This is a genomic window from Veillonella montpellierensis DSM 17217, assembly GCF_000426745.1.
Classification (GTDB): domain Bacteria; phylum Bacillota; class Negativicutes; order Veillonellales; family Veillonellaceae; genus Veillonella; species Veillonella montpellierensis.
Map to the genome: position 1 here is coordinate 123,910 of NZ_KE384563.1, position 12,190 is coordinate 136,099.

At 43.0% G+C, this 12,190-nt stretch carries 14 protein-coding genes; all 14 read left to right on the top strand.

Features of this window, described 5'->3' with window-relative positions; genetic code table 11:
* The first annotated feature begins 3 nt into the window (after window positions 1-3).
* The gene (gene lpxK, locus K357_RS0107675) at window positions 4-1,119 is read left to right on the top strand and encodes a tetraacyldisaccharide 4'-kinase (protein ID WP_028258166.1); all 1,116 of its coding nucleotides are present in this window, start codon (window positions 4-6) and stop codon (window positions 1,117-1,119) included.
* 134 nt (window positions 1,120-1,253) lie between these two features.
* Window positions 1,254-1,985: a 3-deoxy-manno-octulosonate cytidylyltransferase gene (kdsB, locus tag K357_RS0107680; protein ID WP_028258167.1), complete on the top strand. Its 732-nt coding sequence runs from the start codon at window positions 1,254-1,256 to the stop codon at window positions 1,983-1,985.
* Window positions 1,986-2,804, top strand: a complete 819-nt coding sequence (gene kdsA / locus K357_RS0107685) for a 3-deoxy-8-phosphooctulonate synthase (RefSeq protein WP_028258168.1) — start codon at window positions 1,986-1,988, stop codon at window positions 2,802-2,804.
* A 112-nt stretch (window positions 2,805-2,916) separates the two neighbouring features.
* Window positions 2,917-3,888, top strand: a complete 972-nt coding sequence (locus tag K357_RS0107690) for a KpsF/GutQ family sugar-phosphate isomerase (protein WP_028258169.1) — start codon at window positions 2,917-2,919, stop codon at window positions 3,886-3,888.
* Window positions 3,888-4,409 (top strand): KdsC family phosphatase, encoded by a 522-nt coding sequence (locus tag K357_RS0107695; RefSeq protein WP_028258170.1) that lies wholly within the window; start codon window positions 3,888-3,890, stop codon window positions 4,407-4,409. Before K357_RS0107690 ends, K357_RS0107695 begins: the two co-directional genes overlap by 1 nt.
* A gap of 18 nt (window positions 4,410-4,427) precedes the next feature.
* Window positions 4,428-5,360, top strand: coding sequence for a lysophospholipid acyltransferase family protein (locus K357_RS0107700; protein ID WP_028258171.1), 933 nt, complete (start codon window positions 4,428-4,430; stop codon window positions 5,358-5,360).
* Window positions 5,347-5,877, top strand: a complete 531-nt coding sequence (gene lptC / locus K357_RS0107705) for an LPS export ABC transporter periplasmic protein LptC (RefSeq protein ID WP_028258172.1) — start codon at window positions 5,347-5,349, stop codon at window positions 5,875-5,877. Before K357_RS0107700 ends, lptC begins: the two co-directional genes overlap by 14 nt.
* Before the next feature lie 13 nt (window positions 5,878-5,890).
* Window positions 5,891-6,610 (top strand): LptA/OstA family protein, encoded by a 720-nt coding sequence (locus K357_RS0107710; RefSeq protein ID WP_028258173.1) that lies wholly within the window; start codon window positions 5,891-5,893, stop codon window positions 6,608-6,610.
* Between the two features lie 9 nt (window positions 6,611-6,619).
* Entirely contained in the window at window positions 6,620-7,339 is a 720-nt protein-coding gene (lptB, locus tag K357_RS0107715; RefSeq protein ID WP_028258174.1) for an LPS export ABC transporter ATP-binding protein, read from the top strand.
* Between the two features lie 23 nt (window positions 7,340-7,362).
* The gene (locus K357_RS0107720) at window positions 7,363-8,451 is read left to right on the top strand and encodes an LptF/LptG family permease (RefSeq protein WP_028258175.1); all 1,089 of its coding nucleotides are present in this window, start codon (window positions 7,363-7,365) and stop codon (window positions 8,449-8,451) included.
* 173 nt (window positions 8,452-8,624) lie between these two features.
* Window positions 8,625-9,803 (top strand): DUF3084 domain-containing protein, encoded by a 1,179-nt coding sequence (locus tag K357_RS0107725; protein ID WP_028258176.1) that lies wholly within the window; start codon window positions 8,625-8,627, stop codon window positions 9,801-9,803.
* Window positions 9,804-9,993: 190 nt separating this feature from the next.
* Window positions 9,994-10,524: a hypothetical protein gene (locus K357_RS09195; protein ID WP_071838052.1), complete on the top strand. Its 531-nt coding sequence runs from the start codon at window positions 9,994-9,996 to the stop codon at window positions 10,522-10,524.
* A gap of 77 nt (window positions 10,525-10,601) precedes the next feature.
* Window positions 10,602-11,438: a YitT family protein gene (locus K357_RS0107735; protein WP_425314977.1), complete on the top strand. Its 837-nt coding sequence runs from the start codon at window positions 10,602-10,604 to the stop codon at window positions 11,436-11,438.
* Between the two features lie 37 nt (window positions 11,439-11,475).
* Window positions 11,476-12,069 carry a signal peptidase I gene (gene lepB / locus K357_RS0107740; protein ID WP_244869393.1) on the top strand — a complete coding sequence of 198 codons (594 nt, stop codon included), beginning with the start codon at window positions 11,476-11,478 and terminating at the stop codon, window positions 12,067-12,069.
* Window positions 12,070-12,190 lie beyond the last annotated feature (121 nt).

Genomic DNA, 12,190 nt, shown 5'->3' on the forward strand with positions numbered 1-12,190 from the left:
TCTGTGAACCGTGATAGTATGTTTAAAATGATTATCAGTGGTCATGATGCATCCTTAGCGGGCGATATGGCTCGTGTTGGACTTACAACAGCGAGTAGATTATACGGACAAATTATGAACTTGCGCAATCGTAGATTTGATAAGGGCATCGGCGTCTATCATGCAGATGTACCCGTTATTAGCGTCGGTAATATTACCGTAGGAGGTACGGGAAAGACACCGATGGTTCGTTATATTTGTGATATACTAAATACAGATGGCTATCATACGGCGGTGTTAAGTCGAGGTTATAAGGCGGAAAATAATAAAACGAGTCGCATCGTATCTCGCTTAGGAAACATCGATGTATCACCAACGATAAGTGGCGATGAAGCGTGGCTTTTGGCAAAATCCTTGCCACAGTCCGATGTAATCATTGGCCGCTCTCGCGCTACATCGGCGGCATTAGCCACATCGTCTTTGGGAGCTAATCGGCTAGTGCTAGATGATGGCTTTCAACATAGACAACTGGCTAGAGATTTGGATATCCTATTGATAGATGCATCGAATCCATTCGGCTTTGGGTATGTGTTACCTCGAGGTTTGTTGCGCGAACCATTAACGGGTCTGTCTAGAGCGGATATGATTATTATAACGAAGGTAGATCAGGTACCGGAGAATGAATTGCTACAACTGCGACGTCAATTAAAACAATATGTGCCCCATACACCGATAGGAGAAGCCATTCATAAACCAACGACTATGTACACATTAGATGAATGGATGGATGGTAAAGAGGGACAACAGGTAAAGGCCTATGTTACGGATCCAATCATGACCGTTACGGGTATTGGCAATCCAGGGTCCTTTGAAATGACCTTGACGAGTCTTGGCTATACGAGTGTTCATTGTATGGCCTATGAGGATCATTACAACTTTACCAATGATGATTTAGTGGATATATGGTCTATGGCATTTGCTAAAGGAGCGAAAGCCATCGTTATTACAGAAAAAGATGCGGTAAAATTTAGTCAATTACCAGCGATTACCGATTTTAATATTCCTATTTATGTACTGGCCATAGGTATTGAATGTATAGAGGGAGAAGACCAATTACGCACATTAGTAAGGTCTTTGTAATAAGCCTTTATATCACGGTATACCTTGTAAAAGGGATAGAGGAATAAGGAAGATTGTATATATAGACATATGAGGACCTGGATAGGCGTATATGCCTATCTAGCGTAGAAGTATAAGAGAAAGAAGGAGCTATGATGAAGTTTGCATGTGTCATTCCATCACGATATGGGTCAACTCGATTGCCTGGAAAACCGTTGGCAGATATTGCAGGACGCCCTATGATTGAACGCGTATATGCACAAGTGTCTAAAGCAAAACGACCTGAAGTAGTCATTGTTGCTACCGATGATCAGCGTGTGTATGATGCGGTAGCAAAATTCGGTGGCAATGTTGTTATGACTCGCGCCAACCATCCAACAGGCACGGATCGTCTGGCAGAAGTGGCTCTATCCCACGACGATATAGATGTCATTATTAATGTGCAAGGCGATGAACCCTTAATTGATTCCGCGATTATCGATGAACTAGCAGATGCATTTTTACGGGATACTACATTACAGATGGCCACCGTAGCATCTCCGTTGTTGCCGGAGGAATATAGCGAACCGTCAGCGGTTAAAGTCGTCTTAAATCGCAAGGGAAATGCTATGTATTTTTCTAGATCCTTGTTGCCCTATCCACGACATGACTTTGTAAGTCCTCCATTAAAGCATGTGGGCATCTATGCATATAAACGGAAATTTCTTTTAGACTATGCAAAGATGGCACCTACACCAGCAGAAGAAACAGAGTCTTTGGAACAATTGAGAGCATTAGAAAATGGGTATACGATTCGTGTGATTACTACGAAAGAGAGATTTATTGGCGTTGATACCATAGAAGATTTACGACTGGTCAATCAACTATGGGAGGATAAGGAGAAATAAATGAAAGAAGTTACAATTGGCAACCTCACAGTAGGTGGCGGTAAAGGTTTGTTTTTATTAGCAGGGCCGTGCGTTATTGAAGATCCAGAACGGACACTTATGATTGGACGAAGAGCAAAGGAGATTTGCCAACGCGTGGGGATTCCATATATTTTTAAGGCTTCTTTTGATAAGGCAAATCGATCAAGTTATAGTTCTTTTAGAGGACCGGGCTTAGAAGAGGGCCTTCGCATTTTGGCACACATTAAACAAGAGTTACAAGTGCCGATTGTGAGCGACATCCATTCCATTGAACAAATAGAACCAGCTGCAGAAGTGATCGACCTGTTGCAAATTCCCGCATTTTTATGTAGACAAACCGATTTAGTATATGGAGCGGCTAAAACGGGAAAAGCGGTCAATGTGAAAAAAGGTCAATTTATGGCACCTAAGGATATGGAAAATGTGCTGCATAAAATGCAGGAAACGGGAAATGAAAATTTGATGCTCACAGAACGAGGTTTTAGTTTCGGCTATAATAATCTGGTAGTCGATATGCGCTCATTCCCGATTATGAGACGCTTTGACTATCCAGTGATTTTTGATGCGACTCATAGTGTACAATTACCTGGTGGTGCTGGTACTTCATCAAGTGGACAACGAGAATTTGTACCTAACCTTGCACGTGCTGCTGTTGCTAGTGGCGTGGATGGATTGTTTATGGAAGTTCATGACAATCCTGAAGAAGCTTTATCGGATGGTCCTAACATGGTATATTTAGATGACCTAGAATCGTTATTAACAGATTTAGTGGCGATTGATAAGATTGTAAAAGGGTAATAGTAGTAATAGAGTCAGACGATTGATGTAATCGAGGCATTGATACATGTCGTAGGCGACTACAGGATAGAGTAGCGCTTATAAAGTTATAGCGTTGGATAGAGGTGATATCGTGACCATATTAGAACAAGCAGCGCGCGTTCTCCATGAGGAAGCGCAGGCCATTGAAACATTAAGTACTACACTCGATCACAACTTTGAAGAAGCCGTTACCATGATTATGGCATCACGAGGGCGTGTGATTTGTACAGGTATGGGAAAATCTGGACATATTGCTAGTAAAGTGGCGGCCACATTGGCGAGTACTGGAACACCAGCCTTTTATCTACATCCTGCAGAAGGGGTACATGGCGATTTAGGCATGGTAACCCATGAAGATATTGTAGTAGCCTTTTCTAATAGTGGAGAAACGGGCGAAGTGGTTAATTTATTACCATCCTTACGCCGTATTGGGGCTAAATTGATTAGTGTGGTAGGCAATCCGCATTCTACACTAGCTACGAATGCAGATATTACGCTACTAGTAGCTGTTGAGAAAGAAGCATGTCCCTTAGGGTTAGCACCGACTTCGAGCACGACGGCGGCGTTAGCCTTGGGAGATGCCTTGGCTGTCTGTTTGTTAGAAAGCTCTCACTTTACGCCAGAAAAATTTGCCATTTTTCATCCTGGTGGCTCTTTGGGTCGTAAATTATTGATGACCGTAGAAAATGTCATGCATACGGGTGAACATAATCCCGTTGTACTAGATACTGATTCTGTACGAGATGCATTATTTGTTATGACGGATACAGGGTTAGGCGCTACGAATGTAGTGAATCGAGAGGGACGGTTAGTAGGCTTGGTGACAGACGGAGATATTCGTCGAGGCCTGGATAGAACACAAGATTTATTATCCATGCCTGTATCGTCTATGATGACGACGGCACCAAGGACGATTACGAAAGATAAATTGGCAACGGAAGCGTTACGCCAGATGGAACAAAATGAGCCGAGACCGATTACGGTATTACCGGTGGTCAATGAAGAATACCAATCGATTGGGCTTGTACATCTTACTGATTTGTTGCGAAAAGGTATTGTATAATGGCGATTCGATGTGTATTGATGGATGTAGATGGGGTGTTAACAGATGGTGTTATTACCTATACATCTGATGGAAAAGAATTGAAAAACTTTCATGTAGCGGATGGTATGGGCCTTACAGCCTTGCGCACACAGGGCATAAAAACGGGGATTATTACAGGGCGCACATCATCTATCGTAGAGCGACGAGCGAATGAACTACACATGGATGTGGTACAAATGGGGGTGCGTAATAAAAGTGAAGCACTCCTCACCATTTGTAAGAACTTTCATTGGCAAGTTGCGGAAGTGGCCTATATAGGTGATGACTTAAATGATTTAGGGGCCTTGCAATTGGCAGGTATTGCCATTGCACCGGCGAATGCATGTGTAGAAGTACGCAACGTAGCGGATTTTGTGACCACTCGCCATGGAGGTCATGGTGCTGTTCGTGAAGCGGCGGAATATATTATAAAGCAAAATGGTTCTTGGCAAGACGTGGTCGCACTATACGAGCGTGAACAATATGAAATGGGACAATAAGTAGAGGAGGTGGACTCTGTGTCGAATGAATGGCAATATACCGTATTGCGGGGAATTAGTTCGTTAGTATGCAAATTATCTTATAACACGATACTTTCTATAGGGGCTAAGCTGGGTCCAGTGTACTCGCTTATTGCAAAAAAACAAAAGAAACGGGGCATGAAAAATGCCATGATTGGCTTAGCTATATCGGAACAAGAAGCATCCGATTTAATGGAACGACTATTTTGTAATCTTGGTCGCTCTGTCATGGAAATGCTCTACATGCCTAACTTGACGAAAGAATTTATCAAGGAACACATAGAATTACGAAATGCTCATATTTTAGAGGCCGCCTTAGCAGAAAACAAAGGCGTCGTCGTCTTAACGGCACATGTGGGCAATTGGGAATGGATGGGCGCGGCCCTTGCTGCGTATGGATATCCTACGACGACGTTGGTAAAAAAACAACCGAATGCCCAATTTACCAGACTGTTAAACGAATATCGAGAAATGGCGGGCATGGAAGTTTTTGCGCGTGGCGGATCTGAAGTGATTCGAGCGGCTAAGGCGATGAAACAGAAAAAACTATTAGGTTTTTTAGCCGATCAAGACGGCTATGTGAATGGCATTCCAGTTCCATTCTTGGGACAAGAATCCTCGGCTGTGTTAGGACCTGCTACCTTTGCAGAAAAATTTAAGGCCCCCGTAGTGCCTATTTTTTCATCACGAAAACCGAATGGTGGGCATGTGATTGATGTGTTACCAATTCTTAGATATGAGGATACGGGTCATAAAGACGTTGATTTATATCGTTTGACGGAACGGATGATACAAGTGACAGAAGACTTTGTTAAGGTGCATCCCGATGAATGGTTATGGTTTCAACATCGTTGGCGTACACAGCCGCATGAAATTATAGATTATGATAAAAAAATGGCAATAAGGGAGTTAGCTCATGACCAATCGTAAAAAAATAATAGCCTTGCTAGTGGCCATACTACTCATTATTGGTGGTTTTGGATATTATATATACCACTATGAAGAACGAGCCGACATGACTGGGCAAAGTGGACAAATTAGTTTTAGTGGCACCGATATTCGTGAAGAAAAAAATGGTCAAATTATTTGGTCCTTATCGGCGGATACCATTGATGTGGACCCGATAACACAAGAGATACATTTGAAAAACTTGAAAGGTACGTTTTATCATAATGGAGTGACCACAAGCATTGTAGCACCTGAGGCGCACATGACTAAGGACCATACAAATTTAGATATGACGGGTGGCATTCATGCGACGAATACAGAAGGGGCTGTATTTGATACGGCGACGTTACATTATGATAATAGGACGAAACAACTATCATCGGTAGGGGCCTTTTCCTATACGGGTAAGAATATTACGATTACGGGAGATCGATTAGTAGCCGATACGGGGTTACAGAAAATTTCTGTAGAAGGACATGCTAAACTAGCTAAGAAGTAATGGAGAAAAGCAGATGAAACAATTACAAAAAGTAACAGGTATTGCATTAGTCGTAGTGGCTATGACGGCATCTGTATTAGCAGCAGGTAATTCGTCAAATGTCATGATTAGTGCAGATAGAATGACCTATGATGGCACGACAGGTCGAGCCGAAGTGCATGGCAATGTGGTGATTACGAAAGACGATAAGACGATGACGGGCGCTGATGGCTGGTACGATGTACATCAAGAAGAAGCCAGTTTAACTGGTGGCGTTAGTTTGATTGGCGATACTATGTCGATGGTTGCCGATTCCCTTCATAGTAGACATGAAACAGAATTAGAAGCTACGGGCAATGTTCATTTACAGAAAGACAATCGTCAAGTATTTGGTGACTCTGTTATCTATCATACGGATACAGCCTATGGAATAGTCGGTGGTAATGGTCGTTTAGTGGTGGACGATGCCACATTAACGGCGGATCATATAGAAGGCTGGCTGAATGAAATTCGAGCAGAGGCGAATGGGTCCGTTACGCTATCGAGTCCATCGCGTCATATGTCGGCCACAGCCGATAGTGCTACCTATACGCAAACACCGGGACAAGACGATGGGGTAGCGTACTTGACGGGGAATGCACGAGCGATTCAACAGGGCAATGTATTGAATGCACCAGCATTAAAATTAGCCATGAAAGATAATTCAGCGGAAACTGTTGGCGGTCGTAGCACATTGATTATTGCTCCCCGATAAGGAGAATCTATGTATATTGAAACACACAAGTTAGTTAAAACATTTAAAGGACGAAATGTTGTCAATGGCGTTAGTATTCGTGTGCAAGAAGGATCGATTGTAGGACTGTTGGGTCCCAATGGCGCAGGAAAGACAACGACCTTTTACATGATTGTAGGCATTGAAAAACCTAGTTCTGGGTCCATCTTGATTGACGGTAAAGACATTACACGGATGCCGATGTATAAGCGGGCCGATGAAGGCATTGGCTATCTGCCACAGGAAGCGTCGATTTTCCGTACCATGACAGTAGAAGATAATATTCGCGCCATGTTACAAACGACGACCATGACGAAAACGGCTATTGAAGAGGCGGTAGAATCGTTACTACAAGAGTTTCACATTGAACATGTTCGGTTTCGCCAAGGCATGCAATTATCGGGGGGAGAACGGCGCCGCGTAGAAATTGCTCGCTGTTTAGCCTTGTCACCACGCTTTGTACTTTTAGATGAACCATTCGCTGGGGTCGATCCCATTGCCGTAGCCGACATACAAGGAATGATTCGCCATTTAAAAGAACGAGGAATTGGCGTTCTGATTACCGATCACAATGTACGGGAAACCTTGGGCATTGTTGATACGGCGTATATTTTAAATAATGGTGAAATTTTATTAGAAGGCTCGCCACAGGATATTGCAAATAGTGAGATTGCTAGAGAATTTTATTTAGGTCAAGATTTTCGCATGTAGCATGAAAGTAGGCACATAATTGTATGAGATTATTAGATAAATATATGATAAAGGCGTTCTTTGGCCCCTTTATATTTGGCATTTTTGCCTTTACCAGCATTTTTGTGGGCACAGGCACTCTATTTAAAATTGCCCAATATGTAACAGAATATGGTGCTTCCTTGTGGCTCGTTTTACAAGCTTTTATATTAGCCTTGCCTAGCATTATTACGCTTACATTTCCAATGGCCGTATTGCTGGGCGCTTTGATGGCCTTTAGCCGTTTGAGTAGCACTAGCGAAATTATCGTCATGCGTGCGGGTGGACTTAGCTTTCTACGATTAGCATTACCCGTGTACCTACTAGCACTCTGTATCTCTCTGTTTTCCGTTGCCTTTAATGAATATGTGGTGCCGCGAACCAATCATATGTATCAAACCATTGTTCGTCAAGATATTATGAAACAAGCCACACCGCAATCACAGGAACATATCGTGTTAAAGACGATCGACAAAGATAATCTAACGGCCTTGATGTATGCTAGAAAGTTCGATGCTACTACGAAAGAATTGACTACGGTAACGGTGCAACAATTTACCAATGGTACCTTGTCACAAATTGAAAATGCCAATCGTGCTACGTGGGATGGGGAATATTGGATTATGCACGACGGCACTATATTTGATGTGTCCGCAGGTGATGGGGTTGAACGGTCCTTGCATTTTAAAGAACAAAAATTACCGATTAGACAAGCACCGTCGGCGATTGCTAAAGACCAACGTAAACCAGAAGAAATGACGATTCGAGAATTAAAGGAACAAATCAAAGCCTATACGGTGGCTTATACGAGTACGACGAAATTGGAAATGGAAATGTATCAGCGCTTTACCATTCCCATGGCGAGCTTTGTATTCGCTCTAGTAGGAGCTCCATTAGGGTTACAAAAAACGAGATCCAGCTCCTCCATCGGTTTTGGATTGAGCGTTTTGATTATTTTTGCATACTATGGGATTATGACCTTTACTGGCGCCTTGGGTAAAGGCGGCGCTATGCCTACGCTCTTAGCGGCTTGGTTACCTAATTTAATTGGTGTCATAGCGGGACTTATTTTGAATTGGAAAGTGTCTAAATAACATTTATAGATGTATAATTTGTTGATAGTCGCCCCTATGCATATGTGTTACAATGTAACTACTATAGGAGAGGGGACTATAATCCGTATCAAGAAAAACGGTGATGTAGGTTCCCTATAGAGAATGAATCGAATACGTGCCGTAGAAATTGACTATGGCGGAAAGGAGGATGTATGTTAGTAGGACTTGGCGTCATTATTATATTGGCCATCATGGGTGGCTTGATTGCCTACATAGGCGATAAACTAGGTACTAAAGTGGGTAAACGACGTATGTCACTGTTTGGACTACGACCAAAACATACATCCATCATTGTTACGATTGTAACGGGGATTTTAATTTCTGCCTGTACCTTGGGCGTATTGACGATCGTGTCGAAAGATGTGCGCACCGCTCTATTTGGTATGGAGCAATTGAAAGCTACCATGCGCCAATTGAATAAAGATATTGCGGCTAAAAATGAAGAATTAGTGTCGGGAAAACAGTTATTGACGACAAAAACGAAAGAACTAGAAACGATACAAAACGATGTACAAGCGACACAGAAAGAATTAGCCGAAGCACGTGCAGCTAGAGATGCTATGGGCAAGGACTTGGTAAGCGCCCAAGAAGCGTATGAAGAAGCGACACAAAAATTAGAGGACTCCCATAAGGATATACGCCAGTTAGAAGCAGTTAAACGAGATATGGAAAATCACATTTCCGATTTACAAATCACTCAAAAGCAACTGGAAACAGGGATTACTACGCTAAGAGAAGGTACTGTACTATTTCGCATCGGTGAAACCTTATCGTCGGGCGTAGTGCAACCGGGACTCGATGAAACAGGCAGTGAAAATGCGTTGGGCAATATTATTAACAATACGAATGGCATGATATTGCGGCGCCTACATAGTGATGAATCAAAGAGTGTGCTCTATGTGAGTCGACAAAATGTGGCGACTGTAGCACGTGACATCGCTGCCTCAAAAGAACCTATGTTAGTGCGCATTATTGCTGCCGGCAATATTATTTACGGCGAACCAACCTTAGCAGAAATTAAAGTATATCCTTATCGATTGATATTCCATGAAGGCGATGTTATCTACACTTCGGTGATGCAAGGGGGAGGCAATGCACAAGATGGAATTTTGTCATTTTTAAAAGATGTAAATGCCCAATCAAAAGCGAAAGGTATTTTACCAGATACGTTGACGGGGGAAGTAGGAACATTGTCGGGGAAAGAATTATTTGAAACCATTCATAAGGTGGAAACGATGAATGGCCCTGTCCAGATACGAGCGGTCGTTACAGATGATGCCTATACGTCGGGACCGGTGCATATCCATTTGGTGGTCACATCGGCTAGTTAAGCGTGCCCTACACATGACCATGATAGGGCGTTGTATCCCGTTACCGTTGTAGTCGCTAGTTATGACGTTGTACAGGTGCGTACAATGAATGAAACAATACATGTAATAGTAGGACAGACCGTTTATTGTTCAACATTGTACAATGGATAAAACAATCGACGTAATGAGTAGGAGAAAGGAAGAGGAGTGCATGACATACTATATGGCCATTGATCCAGGTAATCAAAAATCGGGAGTCGCCTGCCTTTCTTATAAGGGAGAATTGGTGGATAAACGAATCTTGCCAACTAGTGAATTAGTGGCGTATATAGAAAACGTGGTGGCGAGTACATCCTTACCTCGCAATCGTGAACAATTTGATGGGGCAGTAACGCCCCTTTTTGATCATACGGGTCCTATACACATCGATCGCATCGTATGCGGTAATGGGACGAATCATAAATATGTGTATGGCGAATTACAGACACTTTCATCTACCTATCATATAGACGTAGTACTATGCGATGAGGCGTATACTACGGAAGAAGCAAAACGATTATATTGGAAGTACCACAAACCTCGTGGGTGGCAACGATTTTTGCCAAAGGGGATGCGCGTGCCACCTGAACCGGTGGACGATTTTACAGCCTGGGTCATCGGGTTACGATATGTAACTGCAAGGCAGAAAAATAGTAAAACGAAGGTCCCTCATGGTTCGTGTGAAAGCACCGTGGGAAAATAATGTGCCAGTAATCGTGAGCAAGAAAGAGGCATTGCATGCACAATGAAAAAAATCAACGACGGAGTATTAAAAATTTGATGATTCGCTACATACTTATTATAGTAGGGGCTCTGATTTATACGGCGGGCCTAGAATTTTTCCTGGTACCCAACCATATTATCGACGGTGGCGTCGTAGGTATTTCCTTGATGGCCGCTAGCTTGAGCGGTATTTCATTTAGCTTTTTCGTGGTACTCATCAACATCCCCTTCTTATATGTGGGCTATCGGGTGCTAGGCAAATCCTTTACCGTTTCAACCCTCTTTGGTATCGTATGGATGGCGATTTTTTCCATCCTATTCCAGAAGGCCCACTACGTGGTGACAACGGACCCCTTCTTGGGCGCCATTTTCGGTGGCATCATCCTTGGCGTGGGCGTTGGCCTTATCATTCGTAATGGCGGCTCTCTAGATGGATCCGAAGTGGTGGCAATCATCTTTGATAAAAGGAGCAGTTTTTCCGTAGGCGAAGTAGTGATGGCCTTGAACTTTGTCATTCTAGGTGCCGCTGGGTTCGTATACAGTTGGAACAGTGCCATGTATTCATTGATTGCCTACTTCATCGCCTATAAAATGATCGACATTACGATTACCGGCTTAGAAGAATCAAAAGGCGTTATGATTATCACCGATGAAGATAAAGCGGGGGCCATTTCCGATGCGTTGAATGCACGCCTAGGTCGCGGAGTCACCGTTATCTATGGTGAAGGCGGTTATTTGAAACAACCCAAACGGATATTATATTCCGTAGTGACCCGTCTTGAAATTATAAAACTGAAAGACATTGTATATGAACAAGACGACAAAGCGTTTATTACGATTAGTGACGTACATGACGTGTTTGGCGGACAATTTCAAAAGAAAAATATTCATTAATGGTGAGCTGCAGAGAGTAGTAGAATGGAGATAGACAATGAAAACCTCAGATAATTCACTAGGTCGTGCGGTTATGCACGAAGTATTCGATTGGATCTATGCGGTGGTCATCGCCTTGGCGTTGGCCATGGTGATTCACATTTTTATCATGCAACCGACGCGCGTGTCGGGAGAATCGATGGAAAATACCTTGCATAATGGCGATTTTTTAGTGGTTACAAAATGGAATCACGTGATGCGCAAGGCCCCTAACTATGGCGATATCGTCATCATCGACAGTCGCGTGCGGCGAGATCGGTCGTGGAAAGATGACGCCATTGAACCGTTAATGACCTATCTATCCGTATTTCATAAGGAAAGTCAAACAAACCATGTGTGGGTGAAACGGGTCATCGGCAAGGCGGGCGATACCCTAGAATTCCGCGATGGTCATGTGTGGCGTAATGGACAAGAATTACAAGAACCCTATACAAAGAATGAAATCATGAACTATAGTCGCACTACCCCCGTCGTCATACCGGAAGGCATGGTATTCGTCATGGGAGATAATCGCAATCATTCCAGTGATAGTCGATTCATTGGCCCCGTACCAGTCGATCATGTGTTAGGCACAGTGGTGTTCGACTGGTAACAGATGGATGTTGATACTGTGTATCAAAAAATGTAACAAAGTGTTTACAAAAAAATTTTTCTATGCTATACTTACTACAGTAATGTCGATACCCCTATGATTTGCGGTGGATAAGATGGAT